Below are 23,468 nucleotides of genomic sequence, written 5' to 3'. Positions count from 1 at the left end.
TCCAAATAAGGTCGGGTGGCCGAGTGGCTAGGCAGAGGTCTGCAAAACCTCGTACAGCGGTTCGAATCCGCTCTCGACCTCATTATTGTAAAACATTAAAAAACTAAGACAATGGGTGTTACACGTTTAAAAAGAAAAGATAGAAAAAACAAGACTGTGTCTCGTTTAGAAGTTCAGCATTTAAAAATCGCTACTAACCTTGAGTTGGGTAGCCGTTCTAAAGAATCTCCAAAAAGCCAGATCGTTAAAAACAACGCGATCTTAGATCAGCTTTCAAAATAATCAAGGAGCCTTTTAAGGTTTTACAAAATCCTGTTGGTTTATACCGACAGGATTTTTTTGTTGATACGGCTTATCAAACCCGGGCCTTCATAAATGAAACCGGTATAAAGCTGAACAAGAGATGCACCCGCGTTTAACTTTTCAATAGCCTCATCAGCTGAATGAATACCCCCCACCCCTATTATCGGGAATGATCGGTTTGACTTTTGGGATAAATACCTGATCACTTCTGTTGATCGCTGTGTTAATGGCTTGCCACTTAACCCACCCATTTCAGCTTTATGTTCCGATGTTAAACCTTCGCGGCTAATGGTTGTGTTGGTTGCTATTACTCCGGCAATGCCAGTTTCTTGTACTATCTCAACAATATCATTCAATTGATCATCGGTTAAATCGGGAGCAATTTTTAACAAGATCGGTCTGCTGATATTGTTTTTTGAATTGCGTTGTTGTAAGGTATTCAAAATATGCTTGAGTGGTTCCTTCTCTTGCAGGGCACGCAGGTTTGGTGTGTTAGGCGAGCTTACATTCACCACAAAATAATCAACTACATCAAAAAGCCTGTCAAAGCATTTGATATAATCGCTAACGGCGTCTTCGTTGGGTGTAACTTTGTTTTTACCGATGTTGCCACCAATAATTAAGCCTGCATCGTTATGTTTGGATTCGCGATAAGCTTTAATGCGTTCGGCTACAACATCAACACCCTGATTGTTAAACCCCATGCGATTGATCAAAGCGGCATCTGCCGGCAGGCGAAACATTCGGGGCTTATCATTACCTGGCTGTGGTAATGGTGTTACCGTACCTACTTCAACAAATCCGAAGCCGAGGTTAGCCATTTCGCCTATCATTTCGGCATTTTTGTCAAAGCCCGCCGCAAGGCCAACGGGGTTTTTAAATTTAAGTCCGAAGACTTCCTTTTCCAATTTAGGATCATTAAAGCTCCAGATCGAGCTGCTTAAGGCCGCTCCTCCCGGGAAACGGTTAAAGCGTTTTAAATTGCGAACAACAAAGTAATGAACGTTTTCGGGGTCGAACTGGAACAGCAGGGGCTTAAGGAGCGAATACATAGCGCGAATTTAGTAGTTTTTAGTGAATGAAGTTTTGCCTTTCGGCTAAAGAAAGTATCTTAGTTTCAAAAAATACAATATGCCCGGTTTCCCGTTAAACTCCCGTCGTAAATTTATAACAAACTCTGCAATGGCCGCAGTAGTAGGTTTGGCATTGCCCGATATTGTTTCGGCAGCCACACTTGCCGCCGGACCGAAAAAAATATCTTTAGATAAAAACGATGTGATCCTTTTTCAGGGAGATTCGATCACTGAATGGGGCAGAACAATTGGCGATACAAATATTAATACCTATAACTCATTAGGCAGCAGCTACCCATTTGCTACGGCCAGCAGTTTATTGGCACAGTACCCGGCCAAAAACTTAAAGTTTTATAACCGTGGCATCAGTGGTAATAAAGTACCACAATTAGCCGACAGATGGGATGCGGATTGTTTAGCACTTAAACCAAATGTATTAAGCATACTGGTAGGTGTTAACGACCATTGGCATAAGTTAAATGGGCAATACGCCGGCACAATTGATGATTACCGGAATGGCTATAAAGCGTTATTAGAGCGTACCAAGCAAGCTTTACCAAATGTAAAACTGGTTATTGGCGAACCATTTGCCTTTACAGGGATTAAATATGTTAACCAAAGCTGGTACCCCAAGTTTAACGAGTTTAGGTTGGTTGCCCGCGAAATGGCCGATTCTTTTCACGCTACGTTTATACCTTACCAAAGCATTTTTGATGATGCCTTAAAACTGGCCCCCGCTGTTTACTGGAGTATAGATGGTGTACACCCAACCGTTGCCGGTGCCGGATTAATGGCACGATCATGGCTTGAAATTGTAAAGGGATAATTATTAGTTTTGCAATTCATCAGACCAAATGGAATACAGAAATTTTCAAAATGTTAAAATTGCCGAGGTTGGTTTAGGAACATGGCAATTAGGCAGCGCCGATTGGGGTAATGTTGACGAGGAAGCCGCTTTTAAAATACTGAAAGCCTATACCGAGAACGGTGGCAACTTTATTGACACCGCCGATGTTTACGGCACGGGCGTAAGCGAAAAAACCATAGGCAAGTTTCTGAAAACCGAAAGCGCTGAAATTTATGTAGCGACCAAGCTTGGTCGCCGTGGCGATAATGGCAATGGCTGGCCCCAGAATTTCACTTACGATGCGATGAAAAAGCAGATTGAAGACTCATTGGAGCATCTTCAACTACCCCAGCTATTTTTAGAGCAATTGCACTGCATCCCAACAGAGGAGATGCGTGCCGGTAAAGTGTTCGATAATCTGCGCAAGCTAAAACAGGAAGGACTAATAGCTCATTTTGGCGCAAGTGTGGAAACATCAGAAGAAGCGCTGATGTGTTTGGAGCAGGAAGGTTTGGCTTCGTTACAGATCATCTTTAACCTATTCAGGCAGCATGTGGCTGATGAAGTATTCGTGAAAGCAAAGGAAAAGAACGTGGCCATTATTGCGCGTGTACCTTTAGCAAGCGGATTGCTATCCGGAAAGTTTGAGGATAAAACCAAATTCGCACATAACGATCATCGTAACTTTAATGCTAATGGCGAAGCATTTAACGCCGGCGAAACCTTTTCGGGAATAGATTTTAAAGAAGGCGTGCGTTTGGCCAACAAAATTAAAGGCATGTTACCAGATAGCCGGATGCCGCAATGGGCCATCCGCTGGATATTAGACCATCCGGAAGTTACAACCGTGATACCCGGCGCAAGCCGCGTTACCCAGGTTTATGCTAACATTGAGGCATCTGACTTGAAGAATCTTTCGCCAGAGATCCATCAGGAGCTGCGTAAGCTTTATGATGATGAAATTCATGCTCAGATAAGAGGGCATTATTGATCGATACTAACTAACAGATAAATCTGTAATCAAAACTAAGTTAACTTACTAAATAACTTAGTTCAAATACTACTGCTTATATTTGTGTAAGCAGTTCATGGAAACCCAAGCCAATAACATTCATCGTAAAATAATCCATATTGATATGGATGCCTTTTACGCGTCGGTTGAGCAGCGGGATAACGAAGATTATCGCGGCAAGCCTATCGTTGTTGGCGGCCCACCCGAAGGCCGGGGCGGTGTAGTGGCTACGGCAAGTTACGAGGCGCGTAAGTTTGGTATACGCTCGGCCATGCCATCTAAAAAGGCGTTACAGCTTTGTCCGCATGCCATATTTGTACGGCCACGTTTTGCCGCTTACAAAGAAGTATCGCAACACATCCGCGAGATATTTAGCCGCTATACCGATCTGATCGAGCCGCTTTCGCTGGATGAGGCCTATTTGGATGTTACTGAGGATAAGCTCAACATTGGCTCGGCCATCGAGATAGCCAAACAAATTAAACAGGCCATTAAGGATGAATTGAACCTTACCGCTTCGGCAGGTGTATCGGTAAACAAGTTTGTGGCTAAAATCGCTTCGGATATGAACAAGCCCGACGGCTTAAAATTCATCGGACCATCGGGCATTGAATCCTTTATGGAGATCTTACCTGTTGAAAAGTTCTTCGGTGTAGGCAAAGTAACTGCCGAAAAAATGAAGAAGATGGGACTGCATACCGGCGCCGATCTCAAAAAACTATCCGAAGATGAAATGCACCGGCATTTTGGCAAGGCTGGCCGCTTTTACTTTAAGATAATCCGCGGGATTGATAACCGCGAAGTACAACCCCATCGCGAAACCAAATCATCAGGAGCCGAAGATACCTTCACGTACGATTTAACCACCCTGGATGAAATGTATGCCGAACTGGATAAAATAGCCATTACGGTAGCTAACCGCTTGCAACGTTATGAGTTAAAAGGCCGCACCGTTACGCTCAAAGTAAAATACAGCGATTTTAAACAGATCACCCGCAACCAATCATTCCCCTCTCCCATTTGCGATCTGGAAAGCATCTCGGCTACAGCCAAACAATTAATGGCTACCAGTTTTGAGGATGGGCAAAAAATAAGGCTGTTGGGTATATCGCTATCCAACTTTGGCGATGCAGTTACGCGCCAAAAACAGGAGAAGGATACCGGGCAACTGGAGTTATTTGATTAACACTAATTCGTCCTTATTGCCTCTACCGGGTCAAGTTTAGAAGCAAAATAAGCCGGTATTATTCCGGATAAAATGCCTATAACTACAGAAATAGAAAAGCCTTTTATAATATTGCTTAAATAAAGCACTATTTTGATATCAGCTATTGCTTTTACCGCGAAAGTACCCAGATATACCATTCCTATCCCAATTGCGCCCCCCATTAAACATAGCAAAACAGCCTCAATTAAAAACTGGAACATAATAAAATACCCCTTAGCACCAAGCGACATTTGGATACCTATAATATTGGTTCGCTCTTTTACCGAAACAAACATAATATTGGCAATACCAAAACCACCAACTATTACAGAAAAGCCACCAATAATAAGTCCCGCTAAGTGGATGATATCAAACAACGAATCAATTTGGTTTGATATCAATGTTGATTTATTTAAGGCGAAGTTATCATCGGTACCCGGGCTCAAGCGGCGGATAGATCGCATAACGCCCATTAACTCACTTTCTACCGCTTCGCTGGCAATACCGTCTTTACCACGTACAACAATCTGAGGGTTATACTTTTCATTTTGTACATCAATCATGTTGCGGGCAAAATTCATGGGAATGGTTATTTGTTTATCCGGCGATACATCAAGCATATCCTCTCCCTCTTTTGCATAAACGCCTACAATAGTAACCGAGCGGCCTAAAACCTTAATCTGTTTACCAAGGGCAATGGCGGGTTCATTAAACAATCCTTCGGCTACATCATTGCCCACTAAGGCAACGGGCGCACCCGTTCTCGATTCTATATCGGTAAAGTAACGGCCTTCCTGGTAATCGTGCGCCCATGTTTTATCATACTCGGCCGATACTACATTCACATCAACATTATTAACCACATTGCTCAGGTACTTGAGTGTACGATTATTCAGCGTGATCTCGTATGATATACCTTGGGCCGTTTGTACACGTTTCTGCAATTCGTTATAATCACGAATTTTAGGTACTGGCCTTTGTATATATTTCCACCACGGATAATCGTTACCAAATGTCCAAGGCCATTTTTGCACAAAAATACTATTGGTACCCAACTTGTTAACACTGGTTTGCAAATTATCGCGCAAGGTATCAACCGCCGAAAACACGGCTATAATGGTAAAAATACCTATAGTAATGCCCAGTAGCGATAATACTGTACGCAATTTATTTTGCCTGAGCGCGTCAAAAGCAAAAATGAAACTTTCGCGAAGTAGCTTTAAAAATATCATACTACCAATTTAGACAACAGATATGCAATTGAGTTACAGCAAATGCGAAATATTTATTTGAGTTAAATTGAGAAATATAAGATTTGAGTCAGCATTACAAGGGGGGTATTGTAAGATTTTATTAATCTATTTTCCATTATCTAAATCCACAACTAAGTCTTGATTCTTGCATCTTGATTCCTGACTCTTCTTCAAGGGGCGTATTGTAAGATTTTATTAATCCATTTCCATTATCTAAATCCACAACTAAGTCTTGATTCTTGCATCTTAATTCCTGACTCTTCTTCAAGGGGGGATATTGTAAGATTTAAATTGATCATTTTATTTATTCTGGTCTTCAATTACTATTCTCTACAATGTACGAAATTCCGGGCATATTCACAACAAAAAAAGCCCCTCTGTAAACAGAAGGGCTTCCATATTCGGGAAAAATCGATCCGATTAATATTTGTAACTCTTAGTAACTGTAGTAGTTGTGGTTGATTTTGGTTTAACATAAACCACCTTTGGCTTACGTGGGTGAGCACGGCGGTAAGCTTGTCTTTTACGCAGGGCCGATCTATCTTTAGCATCACCAATAACATAACCGGCACCAGCGCCTAAACCCGCACCTATTAAAGCGCCACCAACATTATGGCCAATTAAACCACCAGCTACGGCACCGCCTGCTCCACCAATAATAGCACCTTTGGCCCTACCGCTCATTTTGCGGTGCGTTGTAGTTGTTTGCGCATCCGCTACATTGCTGCCTGCTATAACAAAAGTTAAAAACAGGGTTACACTCATCATATACTTTTTCATCGTTCTTTTATTTTAGTCTTAATATTAAGCTGTTCAACCTAATATATAGGGATATGCAAAAGGCCTGCCACATCTTAAACCTGCTATTATTATGGCCTAATCATTCAATTACGATACATATATTAACTCTCAATTAAATCCAAATCAATACGGTGTATATAAAACAGAGCATTGTTTAGCAATTACCATTTTAAATTGAGGGGTTAATCTGCGCAAGCTAAATGACATTGTACAGATGTTATTACTGAACAATTTGCCAAGCTTTAATGTTTGATATCAAAACCAAATTCATTTTATATGAGTATTACCACATTTCAAAAAACATTCGCCATCGGGAACGATCTTACCGTTAACCGCCTGGGTTATGGTGCCATGCGCATTACAGGCGAGGGTATTTGGGGCCCGCCAAAAGATAAAGCCGAAGCTATCCGTGTTTTAAAACGCGCGGTTGAGCTTGGCGTGAACTTTATTGACACTGCCGATAGCTACGGACCATATGTATCCGAAGAGCTAATTGCCGAAGCATTACATCCCTACAAAAATGGACTGGTAATAGCTACCAAAGGTGGGTTATTACGCACCGGACCTAACGAATGGCCCATTGATGCCAGCCCTAAACATTTACAGGAAGCTTTAGAAGGAAGCCTGAAGCGTTTAAAGGTTGAGCAGATAGATTTATACCAGTTGCACCGTATCGATCCTAATGTGGAAGTGGGAGAAACCTTCGCGTTTTTGCAAAAAGCACAGCAAGAAGGCAAAATCAAACACATTGGCTTATCCGAAGTTCATGTTGCCGATATTAAGCAGGCGCAAGAATTTTTCAAAGTAGTATCGGTACAAAACATGTACAGCGTTGATAACCGCAAATGGGAAACCGAATTACAATATTGTAAGGATAACGATATTGCCTTTATACCCTGGTTCCCGCTTAATGCAGGTAATGTAAAGGGCTTAGAAGCTATTCAGGCTGTAGCCGACAGGCATGGCGCTACAACACACCAGGTTGCCGTACACTGGCTTTTACAACATGCGCCAAACATATTGTTGATCCCCGGTACATCCAGTGTGGCCCATTTGGAAGAAAATATGAAGGCTGCCGAGCTGGTACTAACGGTTGCCGATTTGGACGAGTTAGATAGAATAGCCGGATAAAGTTGATGATTAAATCAAGAAAAGCTATAAACAAAGAGAGCCAGGCAAATTGCCTGGCTCTCTTTGTTATTTTAATATGACAGATTACTGATTCCTGCTCAATATACCGGCAAATTTTGCTTCGTAATCTTTTAACTGCGCGGCGTATTTATTGCTCAACGAGATTTGGTTGTGCTGTTTGGCTATGTTCATCATCGAGTTGATCAACGATACACCGTATTGAATTTCTTGTACATTCAAGCCGTCTTTATTGCCTTCTAACAACACGTAGTCGTAATTTAACTGATCGGTAACATAATCGTTAATACTTGCCATCATTTTATTGGCATTGGCAATATCATTCACTTCGTATAAGGTTTGAGCCAGATAGTTTTTACGTAAGGCCACTGTAATATCCGGATAAATATCAGGCATCACCTCCAGGTATTTATGTATAGTGTTAGCTGCCAGATCCTTGCGACCTTCGATCATCAGGTTTTGCGACAGGTTAACAAACATGGATAATATAACCGGGTAAAACATATTGGTAGACTCATGATCCAAGTAGGTAGCATTCTTCATGTTACCCCATTTAAGCTTCGTCATCACGTTATTATACATTACCATGGTGTTGGTTTTATCCACATCACGGGCGGCGGTATCAACTTTATAAGGCATTAAATGATAAGTGAAGCCTTCTTTGTATAAATATTGCTGCATGCCTATCATGTTATCGTTGCCAACAGTAATGGCAAAATAAATTGGGCGCTTCCAGTTGTTATGAGCCAGTATATCAAGCATGGCTAAGTTATCCTTAGTTACATAGTTTGATGTGTATTTCCACTCCATAGCAGGCGCTATCTTATCTTTCTGATCTGCCGGGATAACACCATTTTTAATAACATCATCCGGGTTAATGGTTAGCTTAAAGTTTTTGGTTGGCAGGTAGTTTAAACTCTCTCCGCTTTGGTATTCAACTTTAGCGCGGCTATCGTCAGATGTTATGAAATCAAAAACATCCTTCAACTCAACCGAGCCCGGTAGTTTAGAATCGTTGTAATAGATCACATCCCGTACACCCAGAGCAAATTTTTCATCGGGCATGGTAATAGGCAACGGTTCAGATTCGTTCATCTTGTGCTTCATACCACGGATATACCAATCGGTACCCAGCAAGCTTAGGTTAACGATACGCACATCCGGGCGAATGCCTTCAACTTCCTGGTCGTACCATAACGAATAGGTATCATTATCACCATAGGTGAACAAAATAGCATTTGGCGCGCAACTCATTAAATAGTTGTAAGCCATATCATGCGGTGTCCATTTGGTTGATCTGTCGTGACCTTTCCACTCTTTGCTCGCCATTAAAACCGGCGCGGCTAACAAGCAAACACCTGTAGCGATAACGCCCGATAGTTGTGGGTTTTTAACAACTTTACGTAACAGATCGGCAATGGCTATAACACCCAGCCCTATCCATATCGCAAACGCGTAGAACGAACTTACGTACGAATAATCGCGCTCACGGGGCTGCAATGGCGGCTGGTTAACGTATAAAATAATGGCTAATCCTGTAAAGAAGAATAACAGGGCAACTACCAGCGCATAACGCCTGTTGCGGCTAACATGGTATGCAAAACCAAACAAGCCAATAATAAGTGGCAAACCATATAAAGGCGCGTAGTTTTTGTTTTGCAAGATGGATTTTGGCAAGTGCTTACCGCTATCAAATAAACCGGTTGTCCAGTTACCATCAATTGAGGCGCTGTTGCTTTGACCATCCATATCGTTGTAGCGGCCAACATAATTCCATAAAAAGTACCTAACATACATCTGGTATATTTGCCAGCTGAATAAGAATTTAACATTTTCGACCATTCCGGCTTGTTGACCATCGCCCATTTGTAACCACTGACGGTAAAATTGCGGGTGATCACCTTCCTGATCGTAAATACGAGGCATCAATGTATTGCGTTCGTACGGAATAGAATATTTTGTGCTGGCAACCTCGTATTGGGTTTTACCCTTACGGTAGATAGGGCTGCCATTATTTTTTAATTCGGCAGCTTCTTCACCACTGATATCAGCTTGTTTTGAGTCGAAGTATTGTCCATAAACCAAAGGCCTGTCGCCGTATTGATCACGGTTCAAATAACTTAATAACGAGAATGCGTTATTAGGATCGGTATTGTTCAGGTTAGGGTCGGCAGTAGCGCGGATCGGGATGTAAGCGAAAGAGCTATATCCTAAATAAATAAACGCCACACAAATGAAGGCCAGGTTTAGTTTAGGCATACCTTTACGGATGCTGTAAATGATACCATAAACAATAGCCCCTATCAGGATAACAAAGAAAGCAACAGAACCTGTACCAAAGCCCATTTTCAACGTATTCACAAAGAACAGATCAAAATAAGCAGAGAATTTAACTGTATATTGAATAATACCGAATTGTACAAAAAGCAATAAGGCAACACCTTTTAAAATAGCATAAATGGTGTTTTTGCCATCAATAACCTTTCCACGGCGTAAGTAATAAACCAATGCAATAGCTGGTATAGTTACCAAATTCAATAAGTGGATACCAATTGAAAGCCCCATTACATAAGCTATAAATACGATCCATTTATCGGCACCGGGCTCATCAGCATGAGCATCCCATTTCAAAGCTCCCCAAAATACAACGGCGGTACACAAAGTTGAAGTTGACCATACAATGGTTTCCACAGCCGAGAACCAAAAAGTATCCGAAAAAGCAAAAGCCAACGCGCCAACCAAACCTGCACCCATAATTAATATGGTACGTGGTTGCCCGTCAACATCGTTAGTTTTAGCGGTTAGCCTTTTAGCCAGCGCTGTAATTGTCCAAAAAAGGAACATTACGGTTGCAGAGCTCGTCATGGCGGTACCAAAATTGGTGTAAAATGGCACTTTAGCATTATTGCCCATAGATAGCAGCGAAAACGCTTTTTCTATCATGGCGAACAACGGGTAACCCGGTTGGTGTGATACCTGCAACCTAAAGGCGCAGGAAATAAACTCGCCACAATCCCAAAAACTTACGGATGGCTCTAAGGTTAAAGTGTAGGTAACTGCCGCTATAACAAAGCAAAGCCAGCCCAATAGATTATTTAGTCTGTTGTATTGCATAGCTTTTTCAGGAAATAGAAAATATCATGTGAAGGTTTATAAAGGTACAATTATTGTTGTGCCGGTGGCGTAGGGTGCGTTTGGTTAACAGGCGTATAATCAGGCAAGTCCGAAGCGTGTTGCGCGGCAGGCGGCGTTACCGGCGGAGCCTGGTAAACAGGTGGCGCTGGTGGCGGCGGAGGTGTTTGACTTACCGGCGGCTGGGTATCAGTACTGGTGCCATCGGTAGCGTTTTTAAACTCTTTTATACCCTGACCAAGGCCACGAGCCAGTTCGGGCAATTTTTTTCCACCAAATAAAACCAAAGCAGCTACCAGTATTAAGGTAATATCGCCGGGGCTCAGAAATAATAATGTTGAACTTAACATATCAATAAAATTAAAAAGAATTAATAACAATAAACCATGTCCGCAAAAAACGAAGCGTTATAATTATTCACAAAGATATGGCTAAAAAATAAAGTATCCGAATTTGAATAAAATTAGCCATCAAAGGTTTATAAACGGTACATTGTTATATAACGGCAAATATAGTAAGCGTGTTGTATTTGACAGGATAAAAATTACGGTTTAACAGATTTTAACAAGTATGTATGTGCAGATGAGAGGGTGTGCAAATGTGCAGATGATGATTGGCTTGGTTGCTTCAAGCAGTGTAGTGGAAAACCTAAATGTTTATTTCTCATAAGATATAACCATTTGTTAAATTTGCTAAACTATGAATGAGGAAAATACAAACGCTGATTACTATTATAAATTGGGAATATTTTTTTTGATAATAGAACAAAAAAAATCCTTGTACTTGGCCCTGATAACCGATACGTTTTGAACTATGCCAATAGATGGGTCTTATTTTATTGTAGGATTTATTTTTGTAGTTTTTATTTTTAAAATGCTTTATACTTTTGGGGTGTTACGTGATTAAAATAACTATGTATATTCTCGCTAATGCAAGTCTTCATTGGCTTACCATCAGGTATTATCCGCTGAAACACTTGGATCAAGATAATGCACTCCATAATTAATAAGGGCTTCGGCAAAATCCCACTTTTTCATGGCGCACATATCTGCCGCCTGGCTTAAGGACAATTTACCGGCTTCATAAAGTTTCGCGGCGAAAAAACGTACAGTTTCATTGTGCTCTTGCTCAAACGCATCCGGGAGTTGTATCATAATCATCATATAAAGATAAGTAATCACAAATTAAATACATTGGCTAAACCCGTTCTGTAGCCGAAGTTTTCCCCTTACCCCTCTTCAATGTCAACACCGTAATCTCCGGCCAGATACCTAACCTTCCCGAAAAGGCAAGGAAGCCAAAACCGCGGTTAACATACAGGTAGCGGTTATTACGGCTGGCTAAACCAGCCCAATCTAAATAGCGGTATTTTACAGGGCTCCACCTAAAACCGGAAACCTCTACACCAAACTGCGCGCCATGGGTATGTCCCGCTAAGGTTAAATGGATGTGATTGGGGTTGTTCATCACCTTTTCTTCCCAATGAGTTGGATCATGCGAAAGCAGTATTTTGAATGCTTTGGGATCAACGCCACGCATGGCTTTGTGCAAGTCGCCTATCTGGATGAATCCCTTCCCCCAGTTTTGTACACCTATGAGGGATATTTTTTGGCCGTCTTTTACAATGTCTACGTTTTCGTCAAGCATCAGCTTGTAGCCTAATGTTGTATGGTGTTCTTTCAGCTTTTCCAGGTTAGCTTCTTTTTCTTCTTCGCTGTTCCAGCTGATGTAATCGCCATAATCGTGATTGCCTAAAATAGAGAATTGGCCATAGGGCGCTTTCAATTGGGCAAAGCGATGAATGTAAGGTTCAATTTCCCAGGCGGCATTGTTAACCAGATCGCCGGTAAAAACAAAAAGGTCGCTCTTTTGGGCTTTCGCCAGATCAATTCCTTTTTGTACGGCCTGCGCGTTATCAAAACTACCGGAGTGTATATCGGATAACTGTGTAATGGTAAACCCATCAAAAGATTCGGGCAGATCATCAAAATAAATGGTTTCGCGGTGTACTTTGTAATCGTACTTACCTTTAAACATAGCATACATAAATCCGGCAAACGGAATGGCGGCAACCAATATTGCAGCTTCGCTGATAAAGCGGCGGCGATCCGGAAAGTAGGGTACGCTTCTTTGCCCGTCGGATTTTGTGATGTTGCTGGCTATCCCATAAATAAACCGGCCCAGGTCGCCAAGAGACAATACCACCACAAAAAACAACTTGGTTATAAAGAACGTGAGAAATATACTGAGCATCCACTCGTGAAAAGGTGTCATGCCGCGGGCGGTTTTAAAACTGCCTAATCCCAATACAAACACTACCGTTACGCTTACCGAGATCAATAAGTATCCCCAGGTAATGATCCGCTTTAGCGGGACAGATCTCCATTGACCGGAGAAGGTTCGCAATCCGTAAAAAACGTACCAGTCCATTAGCAGGCTTAGTGCCGCTATAATTAAAATAAACCTGAGAATGCTACTGCCGTGCATCTATAAAAGTCAATTAACTGAACAGTAGCTAATATAGTATTTATTACCATAACCAATAATCACTACTTTTCTACTTCCCAATAAATGGTATCATAAAATAGCTTGTTCTGTACGGCAAGTGCTTTTCGCTTGTTTTCCAGAATTTCAATTATTTCACCTTCCGGGATATCGACCTCAATTGTAAAATAGGCGATAATGTTACCCGTTTGGATGTTTTTGAAATGATAATGTTTTTTGTTGTCTTCCATGATATGTTTCGGCTTTAAAAATACTTGTTTACGACAACCTGCTAACAGATGCTTTATCCATTAACTACTTCCCCACCATTAATATGGATCACCTGGCCCGTTATGTACGACGAATCATCAGATGCCAGAAATACATAGGCAGGTGCGATCTCGGACGGTTGACCAGCGCGTTCCATAGCGGTTTCTTCGCCAAAGTGTTTGATCTTATCAATATCGAACGTTGATACGATCAGTGGTGTCCAAACCGGGCCGGGGGCTACGGCATTAACCCGGATATTCTTTTTAGCCAGATTTGTAGCGAGTGAACGCGTAAAGGTTGTAATAGCACCCTTGGTTGACGAATAATCTATCAGGTTGGGTGATGAGCGGTAAGCTGTTACCGATGTTGTGTTGATAATGGTATCCCCCTCGCGCATGTGCTCCAATGCCGCTTTAGCAAAATAGAAATAGGCAAAAATATTGGTTCGAAAAGTATCTTCCAATTGCGCCTCACTAATATCTTTCAGATCTTTTTGAGGTATCTGCATCCCGGCATTGTTAACCATAATATTGAGTTTGCCCAACCCGTTCACCGTTTGCTGAACGGCCAGTTTGCAAAAAGCGCTATCTTTTACATCGCCCGCTATCAATAAACAACGTTTACCTTCCTTTTCTACCAGTTTTTTAGTTTCCAATGCATCTACATTCTCTTCCAGGTAAACTATGGCTACATCGGCGCCCTCTTTGGCATATAATATACTAACCGCACGACCGATGCCGCTATCACCACCAGTAATGAGGGCAACTTTACCGTTTAACTTTCCGGCTGCTTTATAATTAGCATTAACATACTCGGGTTTGGGCTGCATGGTGGCCTCAACGCCGGGTTGGTGATTTTGCTTTTTTGCTGTTTTTTCAATCGTACTTTGTTCCATGATGTGATAGCTTAACTATTTATTACAACATTTAACTACCAGTTATGTTCCGATAAATCGCATTTTTTACACACCCAAATTCTTAAATATCTCTTGCAGCGAAAACGTTGCGCCACAAACATGCTCGTCTGCCGCGCCATAATATATGGTAATGGTATCGCCATCAACAATGTGGCCGTTGGTAAATACTACATGTCCAAAAAACCCGGTTAACTCATATGCTTCGGTTGGCACCATGATAGGGTCAACGCTGCGCGCGATGACTATCGAAGGATCCATCAGATCCAATAAAACAGCGCCTAAACAATAGCGATGTTCCGCAGTAGCGCCGTGGTAAATTTCGAGCCAGCCCTTTTCGGTTTTAATGGGTGCTGCCCCGGCGCCAACGCGGGCGCTGTCCCAACTGCCGGTACGGGTTTTTATAATGCATTTATGATTACCCCAATGCACACCATCCGGCGATTGCGCCAGCCAGATAAAGTTGCCGCCAATATCCACACTGCTTGGGCGGTGCAGGCAGTAAAACAGGCCGTTTATCTTCTCCTCAAAAATGGCGCAGTCTTTATCATGCGGCGGGAGTATCATCCCTGCCGATTCAAAAGTTTTCCAATCGGTAGTGGTGCGCATGCCTACGCCTACCCCACTGGCCGATACGCCTGTAAAGGTTAAATAATATTTACCTTCCAGGTGCGTAACCCGGCAATCTTCAATGCCGAAGGTTTGCAAAGGGCCGGCTCCGTATAAATAGCTGTATCCTTCGGGTTCGTGAAACTTTATGCCATCATCGCTGCAAAGCAAACGCAGGTGCGATAGCGTTGTTAAGTAATCTACACCTTTATATCTAACCACGCGGGCATCGGTAGCAATCAGGTCGGCATCGTCTAAAGGTATTTCCATAATTTCGGTTTTGCCATCTTCGGTTAATATAGGGAAGGATACGATCACTTCGCTTTGTTCGGGCCGCTCGGCAACTCGTACCAATAGCCATATTTTATTATCAAACCTGAATACACCCGGATTGAGCAGACAGGCTATCTTCAAACCCTCCAAACTTGGAACAAGGCTTTTTGGCGACAATAGTGGGTTCTCCGGAAAACGGCGGGCTATATCTGTCATAACATACTATAATATACTATAGTATGAACATGCGGGTGTTGCAATAGGTTTTGAATTATTTACGGGACTACAAAATTTCCATAAATTACTGTGCGTTTGGGATAAGGAATATAATACCAAGAAATGTCATTTCGATAGAGCAAGGGCAGGAATGAGCGTTGCGCGAAAGAGAAATCTTCTGCGATTGGGAAGATAAAAATGCATTGTGCAGAAGATTTCTCCTCACCCCAATGCTTTTCCCCATCGCTGTTCGTCGAAATGACATCAAAATTGATAATATTGCGATAAAAATGAAACGATTAGCGATAAACTTTGATAATTATTAATTTAAATCATTAAAAAACACCATATTTTGACGCTTTTTACATTTTTTTCATAAAAAAATAAGAAAATTGATAAACATTTTAGGATTTATTTAAATTAATTGTACATTTAGACATGTTTAGCAGATTATTCAAGTCTACTTTATTTATTCTACTCGCTTTTGCACTCGGCGCGCATAGCTCGCCGGTAGATTTGCACCATGTAGTGTATGTAAACCATGCTGTTAAACATAATAACAATACCACAACAATATCAAAAGGCAGCGGCCAAAACAATTTCACCGGTTTATTTGCCGGCGAAAATAGCGGAGCCCATCTCACATCACAAAACTACCGGCTTACGCATGTTACCAGAGATGTCGTATTTTTTACCCAGGTTATTTTTGCAAGCTTAAATTGCTCGAAATATATTTCACGGAGCAGCGAGGTCAGCTTTTCGCGATTCCGAAAACTGGTTCTCTTTCCCTTCCATGCCTTTTGGTAATCTTCTGTAAGTACATTTTAAAATTTTGTTAGCACCTGCTTTGCTGTTTGTATAACGGCAATATGGCTTGTAACAATCAATCAACGCGTGTTTGGGATTAATCAACCCATACAAAGCATGCCACATTTATGTATTTATCAAATCAAACCTTACAGAAAATTCTGATCATGAAAAAATTCCTGCCTTTCTCAATACTCATTATTGTAATCATTCTCGCACTGGCTTTCCCAGGTACTAAAGTGGCCCCGGCCGCAGCAACACCTTACGACAAAGCCGACGTAGCCTGGATACTGATATCAACCGCCCTTGTATTATTAATGACACCCGGCCTGGCCTTCTTTTACGGCGGTATGGTGCGTAAAAAGAACGTGATATCAACCATGTTGCAAAGCTTTATTTGTATGGGTTTGATCACCATCATCTGGGTGATTTTTGGTTTTAGCCTCGCATTTGGAGAAGACGTAGGCGGCGCGGGTATCATTGGAAACCCAGCCTCTTTTTTCATGATGCAGAATACCCTGGGCGTACCGTGGGGAACCATCCCGGTTATTTTATTTGCCATGTTCCAGTTAAAGTTCGCGGTTATTACACCGGCGTTAATTACCGGAGCTTTTGCCGAGCGGATCCGTTTTAACTCATACCTGATATTTATCACCCTGTTCATCGTGATCATTTACGCGCCGTTGGCACATGCTACATGGCACCCAAGCGGTTATTTCTTTAAACTGGGCGTGCTTGATTTTGCAGGTGGTACCGTTGTACACATGAGCGCGGGCTGGGCAGCTTTGGCATCGGCCTTATACCTTAAAAAACGTAACGAAGTTGCAGAGGCTCATACCCCGGCACGCATTAGCTACATCATTTTAGGTACAGGTTTGCTATGGTTTGGTTGGTTTGGTTTTAATGCAGGTTCGGCTTTAGGCGCTAATGAATTAGCCGCTACCGCTTTGGCTACTACCACTACCGCATCGGCCGCTGCCGCTATCTCGTGGATCTTTTTTGATATCATCCGCGGTAAAAAACCATCGGCTGTGGGCGCTTGTATTGGCGCTGTTGTAGGCTTGGTTGCTGTTACTCCTGCTGCCGGTTTCATTACCGTATCGAGCTCGTTAATAGTAGGTATAGTAGCCGCTGTTGCCAGTAACCTGATGGTGATTTGGAGAAGCAAAACCAGCATTGATGATACTTTAGACGTGTTCCCTTGCCATGGTGTAGGTGGTATGGTTGGTATGCTTTTAACCGGCGTGTTTGCTACCAAGAGTGTAAACAGCGCAGGTGCCGAAGGTTTGATATATGGCGAAAGCAGCTTATTTGTGAAACACCTGATAGCTTTGGTTATTGTATCGGTGTTCGCATTTTTTGGTTCGTTATTGTTATTGAAGATTACTGATTTGATCAGTCCGCTACGTGTGACTGCCGAAGAAGAAGTGTTAGGCTTAGATATCAGCCAGCACGATGAAGAGCTCTGATCTGTAAAACGATCGGTTGTTTAGTTTAATTTAGTGAGAACACCGTGCTCCCGAGGCACGGTGTTTATTCTCCAACATATAAAGCCGCACGGATGGGTATTATGCCCGGCTCATCCGTTACCTATGTAGGTATATGGTATGGGTATTAACCTGTTGACCTGTGGTTGATGGGTTTTTTTGTGGGGTAAACTCTAATAACCACAATAATCAGAATAACATACAGGGGAAATAGTAAGAAATTTTTGAGAGTTTCTGTGAAATTCTTCACTTATTGGATTAAGACTCAATAAGTGAAGCGAAATAGAAAACGTCATCAAAAATTTACTTTATCAGTAACTTCATTCAATCGCTTTCTTTATATAATGACTACCTATCCAAAAGCTTTTCTTTTTTTCAAAAGTACCTAAATGTGTTTCCATTAAATCACTAGCATTAATTGCTTTTGGTCTAATATGACCAATTAGTCCAGCGGAAATTTTTATAAAATGCTCAAAATCATTAGATAGTATTTTTGATTTGGTATCTTCCCAAATAACACTCATGGATATGATATCATTCCATGGCATGTTCCAAAACTTAACTTTGTTTAAATAAAATTCATTATCATCACCTCTCTTGAAAACAACAAAGAAAAATTTATTTGATAAAATATCATACAATTCTGAATCTTCCCAGTTCTCATCAACTATCTCTTTGTACTTTATTTGAGGGAACGACATACTTTCTTTAATATTCCCGCTTTTTTCTACCCTTATGGTTTTTAACTGAATATCGGCTTTTTCGAATTCTTCAATTACATCACCGTCGACATTTAATATTGCTTTCGATAGGTCGTAGTACTTACTCTTACCAATACTTCTCTTTAAGCCAAATTTGTGATTTAATTGAGATTCTGAATATCCATAAAATGGCTCAAACCGTTTTATTACAAGTTGCTCGATTGTTTCACCAGGTTGAAATTCATCTATTGTTTTAATAATCGGACTTAATATTCCACTAGGGTCGAGCTTTGAGTGCTTCACTAACGGATCTCTTTCACCAGCACCTAACACTTTTTTATAATCCTCTGTTTGATCGAAGAGTTCAAAATCGTTAGCTAAAGTTTTTTGAATTATAATATTCAAATATTTTGCTTTTAATGAATAGGCTCTCTGTTTAGCCAGGATATCAGAATTAGGTTGAACTCTTACTGTTTCTTTATTTGCGCCCTTTGTACAGGCTCCTAAATAAAAGGTGTCACCTTCTGATAGTTCATGGGCAAGCCCATCTCTGATTTTTGACCTTATTTTTTCCCAATCATCTTTAATGATTTTAAGATCTACAGCTGGAAAACGGAATAGTCTAATTAATTTAAAAACTAAATCAACGTCTAATTCCGATTTTTCATGTAAATAAAACATGAGTAATAAAAGCCTATTCTTCTCCCAAAAACTACTTTCTACAAACTCTTTATCATATTCTTCCTCGTAATTGATGATATTGAATACCAACCGTTCTTTAGCTTTTAGAAATTTTGCTTTGTCTGATATGACTGGCGTTGTCTTTAATTCGAGGCCCGCTTCAGGAAAATCCGGTCCAGCAGTGCTATTGGGCTTATATAAAAAATAAAACTCCTCTATTGCTTGTCCGAGACTACCTTTACCTTTTATTACTTTAAGTAACTTTTCATGATCAATATCTATATCTCTAAGTCTTATGTTTAATAACCTTAGAGCATACGCTTCTATTGAATAAGGGTCAGTTTTATCATATGGTAGTTCGCTCATGTTTTTCTATATAAGACATCAACTGTTGACCAACTACTTCTATAACTCCAACAACCAGCGCATTACCCATGAAGAATGCTCTTTTTACATTTGATGGACCTTTCGTGTGATTATCAGGAAACATATTCAATCTCTCCAGTTCAACCGGTGTCAATCTGCGAAGTTTATTACTTAGTGTTTCTATAACATGTTTAAAACGAGAAGGACTTGTGCCTCCTTCTCCAGTAATAATGGTTCTCGATGGTTGGTCTAGGGGGTCAGGAAATATCATACCACCCTCACTATAGCGATATTCAAAACCCGAAGCTTTATTTATCCTAATCTCATTCTTGGCCCCTTTTAATTTATTCCATTGAGGCAGTGATTTTTCATCAATGTAAAATTCATTATCAATCAATTTATCCTCTAATAAAATATCCCCAACAGTAATTCTAGGACCCGTATATTTAGGAATTGATTTGTAAGTGAAAACATTCCTATTTATCATAACCCCAGCATTTTCAAATAAACTCACCTCACCATCCGGTAAATTAAAATGCTCTGATATCTCTACTAAATCACCTTGTATCTCAAAAGATTTATTTTTTAACACACCATCAGACACAGGGAATGACTGTGCGAATATTCCAAATTCTTTTAACCAATTTGCTTTATTGCTAGTCTCCACCATATCATCGTGTATTTCCGTACTTTGATGATAAGCCATTATAAAGGTTCGTCTTCTTCTTTGTGGAAAACCATATTCTGCCGCATTAATCACTCTCCATTCAACAGAATATCCAAGATCAGACAATGATGCAAGGATAATTGCAAAATCTCTCCCCCTTTGCTTAACAGGCGACTTTAGCAATCGATCAACATTTTCTAAAAAAACATATGATACCGGTTTACCATTTGCTAATTTATCTTTAAGTATTCGGTGTATCTCCCACCAAAGTACTCCTTTTTTGCCTGTAAGGCCTCCTGATTGACTTAAAGTTCTCGCTACTGAGTAATCTTGACAAGGAAAACCACCAACCAACATATCATGGTCAGGAATCTTTTCTGTGGATACTTTAGCTATATCGAAATTACTGTGTCCATCAGACCCAAAACGATATTCATATACCATAGAAGCATCTTGAGTTTTGGTTGATGGCTCCCACTGGTTACTCCATACGACCTTATAGTTACTTTCCAATACTTCCTTATATCCACTTGTGGCTGACATTCCCTTCCATCCCTCTAATCCCAATCTAAAACCGCCTACTCCAGCGAATAATTCGACTACTTTAATTTCTTTGCTCATTAAAATAAATATCCCGCTAATTTAAAAAACAGAATTGATAGGATCAAGTCCCTTGTGTACTACTTGCCCAATGTTGAAAACTATATTTTCCAAACTACGCTTTAACTCACATTCCCAAACAGTTATAACTCTCCAACCCAACTTAACTAATTCATCTTTTTTCTTTTCGTCACGGGTCACATTCTTATCAAATTTATTGGCCCAAAAATCAGTATTATGCTTAGGTAAGGGATTAGCACAAATTGGACACCGATGCCAAAAGCATCCCATAACAAAAATTGCTAATTTTTTTCCAGGGAAAGCTATATCCGGTCTGCCTGGAACCTTCTTCCAATTTAATCTATAACCTTTTATATTACTATTCCATAAAGCCCTACGTAATGTAATCTCCGGCTTAGTATTCTTAGCCTTATTAGCACTCATAACCTTAGACACATTGGCATGTTTAGGCACGGGTGATCTTTTATCTCTCACATATTCTTTCACATTTTAAATAAAACAAATATTCAGCCAAATTCCTTGTGTTTAAGCTATATCAATTCCTTTAACCCATTTTCAATCTTCTCAATTACTTGTAAATAATTCTCATTCAATTCAGCATCTTCAACAGTTTCAAATTCGCTATTTAAAAGTGATAAGGCACTTAGTAATGCATCTTGTAAAATTTCTTTGTTCATCATATGTGCTAATTAGATGCTCAATATTACGCGCAATTTCTGTCATTTTCGTATCTTTGTATATAGCATTGCGCGAAGCAAAATGCTACCAAAATAAAAAATTAAAACACCCATAAATACCCATGTGGGTTGCTCACCAGTTTGTATGGTGATTTGCTTTTTGAAGATTGCCTGAAATTACGATTTTGATAATTGGCTCCTGAAAAGTGAACAAAAAACACCCATATATACCCATAATTTGTTATTGCGGTTATTCGTTTTTTGAGAGAATGGCAATGTTGATAAAAGAGCAAGGAGCAAAGATTAAGGATTCTGCTTTGTGGAAACACCCATATATACCCATAATTTATTATTGCGGTTATTGGGATGAATGGCAATATTGAAAGTGGCTCTGTATAGTTCGCGATTGCTTCGTACCTCGCAATGACAGGTGGAGAAACACCCATAAATACCCATAATTTGTTATTGTGGTTATTGGGATGACGGTGATGGCCTTTGCGCTCCGCCCTTCGACTGACGCTCAGGATGACACCCGGCGCGCTTTGTGGAAACACGCATAAATACCCATAATTTGTTATTGCGGTTATTGAGCAAACGGGTTGACAAATTTTGAAGTCGATATGCAGCAATCCAAAAATCATTTGCACATTCGCAAATCAAAACACATTTGCATAGCTAACCCATGTCCAACTTCATCCTCATTGCCATTTGTATTATCGCCGGGATGCTTTTCCGCCGGAGCAAGGCTTTGCCTGCGGATACGCACCGGGGCATAAACGCATGGATAATTTATTTGGCGCTGCCTGCCGTGAGCTTTAAGTATTTGCCGCATATGGTGTGGAGCCATAATTTACTGGCGCCCGTGCTGGCGCCTATATTGGTTTGGCTGGGTGGCTGGTGCTTTGTTAAGCTGTACAAAAGGGCAAGCCCTATTGATTTACCCACCCAGGGCGGCCTGCGCCTCAGCAGCGGACTGGCCAATACATCCTTCGTAGGTTTCCCGCTCGTAGCCGCCTACTTTGGCGAAGAGCACATTAGTACAGCCATTATTTGTGATCAGGTTACTTTCTTCCTGCTCTCCACAATTGGGGTTGTGGTGGCTATTAAGGCTTCGCAAAAGCAAGCGTTAAGCCTGGGTGTGGTAGCTAAAAGAGTTTTGCGTTTCCCGCCCTTTTTGGGCTGTGTGGCGGCGCTAACTATCCCGCACCTGGTTAATATTAGTCCGCTCGATCCTGTCTTTGATAAGCTGGCCGCAACGGTGGCTCCGCTGGCGCTGTTCAGCATTGGTTTGCAGCTGCGTTTTGATGGCTGGAAACAAGAAGTGAAGCCTATTTTGAGTACCCTCATTTACAAGTTGATACTGGCCCCGGCATTGGTGATGGCGGTATTCGCGCTGCTGCATTTTAAGGGCATCATATCGCAAGTCAGCATTTTTGAGGCAGCTATGCCTACCCTGCTTACATCTGGCGTTGTAGCCGATGAATATGGCTTAAACCCGAGACTGAGTAACCTGATTATTGGTATCGGCATCATCCTTTCGCTGCTAACTACGGCAGTTTGGTATGGGATTATTTTGCTGATGTAGATACCCCTCCCTACCCCCTCCCGTTGGGAGGGAATCGCGCAAGGCCACCGCTTTTTAGCGCGAAGAGAACAGACCCAAACAAAAAACGTCCGTTCTGTTAAAGAACGGACGTTAAAAGTCTAAATACTAAAGTATTAATTAGTGTGCTTTTACAGGTTCATCAAAACCTTCGTCAACCTTTACTTTTTTACCGCTAAACAGGTTTGCGAACCAGGCTTTCATGTGTACGCGGATAATATACATACATGGTACCAGTATCAAGGTAATGATGGTTGCGAAACCTAATCCAAATATCATGGTCCAGGCTAATGGCCCCCAGAAGGCAACGTTATCG

At 41.1% G+C, this 23,468-nt stretch carries 23 protein-coding genes and 1 tRNA gene; 9 read left to right on the top strand and 15 right to left on the bottom strand.

Features of this window, described 5'->3' with window-relative positions:
- Nucleotides 1-9: 9 nt before the first annotated feature.
- Both ABIN91_RS22100 and ABIN91_RS22095 read left to right on the top strand, forming a co-directional pair.
- Nucleotides 10-80: transfer RNA gene (locus tag ABIN91_RS22100), tRNA-Cys, on the top strand.
- 31 nt (nt 81-111) lie between these two features.
- Nucleotides 112-282 carry a spore protein gene (locus ABIN91_RS22095; RefSeq protein WP_348053793.1) on the top strand — a complete coding sequence of 57 codons (171 nt, stop codon included), beginning with the start codon at nt 112-114 and terminating at the stop codon, nt 280-282.
- A 38-nt stretch (nt 283-320) separates the two neighbouring features.
- Here the strand turns inward: ABIN91_RS22095 and ABIN91_RS22090 are convergent, their stop codons facing one another.
- Complete coding sequence (locus tag ABIN91_RS22090) at nt 321-1,355, bottom strand: quinone-dependent dihydroorotate dehydrogenase (RefSeq protein ID WP_348053792.1); 1,035 nt, start codon at nt 1,353-1,355, stop codon at nt 321-323.
- A 130-nt stretch (nt 1,356-1,485) separates the two neighbouring features.
- Between ABIN91_RS22090 and ABIN91_RS22085 the strand changes: the two genes are divergently transcribed.
- From ABIN91_RS22085 to dinB, 3 genes are all read left to right on the top strand, one after another.
- Nucleotides 1,486-2,202: an SGNH/GDSL hydrolase family protein gene (locus ABIN91_RS22085; protein WP_348053791.1), complete on the top strand. Its 717-nt coding sequence runs from the start codon at nt 1,486-1,488 to the stop codon at nt 2,200-2,202.
- 28 nt (nt 2,203-2,230) lie between these two features.
- Nucleotides 2,231-3,214 carry an aldo/keto reductase gene (locus tag ABIN91_RS22080; protein ID WP_348053790.1) on the top strand — a complete coding sequence of 328 codons (984 nt, stop codon included), beginning with the start codon at nt 2,231-2,233 and terminating at the stop codon, nt 3,212-3,214.
- A 97-nt stretch (nt 3,215-3,311) separates the two neighbouring features.
- Nucleotides 3,312-4,421: a DNA polymerase IV gene (gene dinB / locus ABIN91_RS22075; RefSeq protein WP_348053789.1), complete on the top strand. Its 1,110-nt coding sequence runs from the start codon at nt 3,312-3,314 to the stop codon at nt 4,419-4,421.
- 2 nt (nt 4,422-4,423) lie between these two features.
- On the opposite strand, the gene ABIN91_RS22070 is transcribed toward dinB, so the two are convergent.
- A complete protein-coding gene (locus ABIN91_RS22070) occupies nt 4,424-5,674 on the bottom strand; it encodes an ABC transporter permease (RefSeq protein WP_348053788.1) in 1,251 nt (416 codons plus the stop codon).
- Nucleotides 5,675-6,115: 441 nt separating this feature from the next.
- Nucleotides 6,116-6,475 (bottom strand): glycine zipper domain-containing protein, encoded by a 360-nt coding sequence (locus tag ABIN91_RS22065; RefSeq protein ID WP_348053787.1) that lies wholly within the window; start codon nt 6,473-6,475, stop codon nt 6,116-6,118.
- A gap of 297 nt (nt 6,476-6,772) precedes the next feature.
- Here ABIN91_RS22065 and ABIN91_RS22060 point away from each other — a divergent pair, with 297 nt between their 5' ends.
- Complete coding sequence (locus ABIN91_RS22060) at nt 6,773-7,627, top strand: aldo/keto reductase (protein ID WP_348053786.1); 855 nt, start codon at nt 6,773-6,775, stop codon at nt 7,625-7,627.
- 84 nt (nt 7,628-7,711) lie between these two features.
- Here ABIN91_RS22060 and ABIN91_RS22055 read toward each other — a convergent pair whose 3' ends face one another.
- The 7 genes from ABIN91_RS22055 to ABIN91_RS22025 form a co-directional block, all read right to left on the bottom strand.
- Nucleotides 7,712-10,759, bottom strand: coding sequence for a DUF2723 domain-containing protein (locus ABIN91_RS22055; protein WP_348053785.1), 3,048 nt, complete (start codon nt 10,757-10,759; stop codon nt 7,712-7,714).
- A gap of 50 nt (nt 10,760-10,809) precedes the next feature.
- The gene (tatA, locus tag ABIN91_RS22050; RefSeq protein WP_348053784.1) at nt 10,810-11,127 is read right to left on the bottom strand and encodes a twin-arginine translocase TatA/TatE family subunit; all 318 of its coding nucleotides are present in this window, start codon (nt 11,125-11,127) and stop codon (nt 10,810-10,812) included.
- A 603-nt stretch (nt 11,128-11,730) separates the two neighbouring features.
- Entirely contained in the window at nt 11,731-11,931 is a 201-nt protein-coding gene (locus ABIN91_RS22045; RefSeq protein WP_348053783.1) for a UPF0175 family protein, read from the bottom strand.
- A 43-nt stretch (nt 11,932-11,974) separates the two neighbouring features.
- Nucleotides 11,975-13,207, bottom strand: coding sequence for a metallophosphoesterase (locus ABIN91_RS22040; RefSeq protein ID WP_348053782.1), 1,233 nt, complete (start codon nt 13,205-13,207; stop codon nt 11,975-11,977).
- Nucleotides 13,208-13,326: 119 nt separating this feature from the next.
- The gene (locus tag ABIN91_RS22035; RefSeq protein WP_348053781.1) at nt 13,327-13,512 is read right to left on the bottom strand and encodes a hypothetical protein; all 186 of its coding nucleotides are present in this window, start codon (nt 13,510-13,512) and stop codon (nt 13,327-13,329) included.
- A 53-nt stretch (nt 13,513-13,565) separates the two neighbouring features.
- On the bottom strand, nt 13,566-14,426 hold the full coding sequence (locus ABIN91_RS22030) for an SDR family oxidoreductase (RefSeq protein ID WP_348053780.1): 861 nt from the start codon (nt 14,424-14,426) through the stop codon (nt 13,566-13,568).
- Nucleotides 14,427-14,492: 66 nt separating this feature from the next.
- Entirely contained in the window at nt 14,493-15,542 is a 1,050-nt protein-coding gene (locus ABIN91_RS22025; protein ID WP_348053779.1) for a glycoside hydrolase family 130 protein, read from the bottom strand.
- 438 nt (nt 15,543-15,980) lie between these two features.
- On the opposite strand from ABIN91_RS22025, the gene ABIN91_RS22020 reads away from it, so the two are divergent.
- Together ABIN91_RS22020 and ABIN91_RS22015 are read left to right on the top strand one after the other, a co-directional pair.
- Nucleotides 15,981-16,349, top strand: coding sequence for a hypothetical protein (locus ABIN91_RS22020; protein WP_348053778.1), 369 nt, complete (start codon nt 15,981-15,983; stop codon nt 16,347-16,349).
- A gap of 167 nt (nt 16,350-16,516) precedes the next feature.
- Entirely contained in the window at nt 16,517-17,818 is a 1,302-nt protein-coding gene (locus tag ABIN91_RS22015; RefSeq protein ID WP_348053777.1) for an ammonium transporter, read from the top strand.
- A 338-nt stretch (nt 17,819-18,156) separates the two neighbouring features.
- On the opposite strand, the gene ABIN91_RS22010 is transcribed toward ABIN91_RS22015, so the two are convergent.
- From ABIN91_RS22010 to ABIN91_RS21995, 4 genes are read right to left on the bottom strand one after another with little or no spacing between them, the layout of a single operon-like run.
- Nucleotides 18,157-19,584 carry a MutH/Sau3AI family endonuclease gene (locus ABIN91_RS22010; protein WP_348053776.1) on the bottom strand — a complete coding sequence of 476 codons (1,428 nt, stop codon included), beginning with the start codon at nt 19,582-19,584 and terminating at the stop codon, nt 18,157-18,159.
- Nucleotides 19,565-20,872, bottom strand: a complete 1,308-nt coding sequence (dcm, locus tag ABIN91_RS22005; RefSeq protein ID WP_348053775.1) for a DNA (cytosine-5-)-methyltransferase — start codon at nt 20,870-20,872, stop codon at nt 19,565-19,567. Before dcm ends, ABIN91_RS22010 begins: the two co-directional genes overlap by 20 nt.
- A gap of 21 nt (nt 20,873-20,893) precedes the next feature.
- The gene (locus tag ABIN91_RS22000; protein ID WP_348053774.1) at nt 20,894-21,358 is read right to left on the bottom strand and encodes a very short patch repair endonuclease; all 465 of its coding nucleotides are present in this window, start codon (nt 21,356-21,358) and stop codon (nt 20,894-20,896) included.
- 44 nt (nt 21,359-21,402) lie between these two features.
- The gene (locus tag ABIN91_RS21995) at nt 21,403-21,552 is read right to left on the bottom strand and encodes a hypothetical protein (RefSeq protein ID WP_348053773.1); all 150 of its coding nucleotides are present in this window, start codon (nt 21,550-21,552) and stop codon (nt 21,403-21,405) included.
- A gap of 679 nt (nt 21,553-22,231) precedes the next feature.
- Here ABIN91_RS21995 and ABIN91_RS21990 point away from each other — a divergent pair.
- Nucleotides 22,232-23,134: an AEC family transporter gene (locus ABIN91_RS21990; protein WP_348053772.1), complete on the top strand. Its 903-nt coding sequence runs from the start codon at nt 22,232-22,234 to the stop codon at nt 23,132-23,134.
- 138 nt (nt 23,135-23,272) lie between these two features.
- On the opposite strand, the gene ABIN91_RS21985 is transcribed toward ABIN91_RS21990, so the two are convergent.
- A partial coding sequence (locus ABIN91_RS21985; RefSeq protein ID WP_348053771.1) for a hypothetical protein occupies nt 23,273-23,468 on the bottom strand: 196 nt, incomplete at its 5' end.

Source organism: Mucilaginibacter sp., from assembly GCF_039921305.1.
Classification (GTDB): domain Bacteria; phylum Bacteroidota; class Bacteroidia; order Sphingobacteriales; family Sphingobacteriaceae; genus Mucilaginibacter.
The sequence above is the reverse complement of the archived record's forward strand: the minus strand, read 5'-3'. Positions and strand labels throughout refer to the sequence as shown.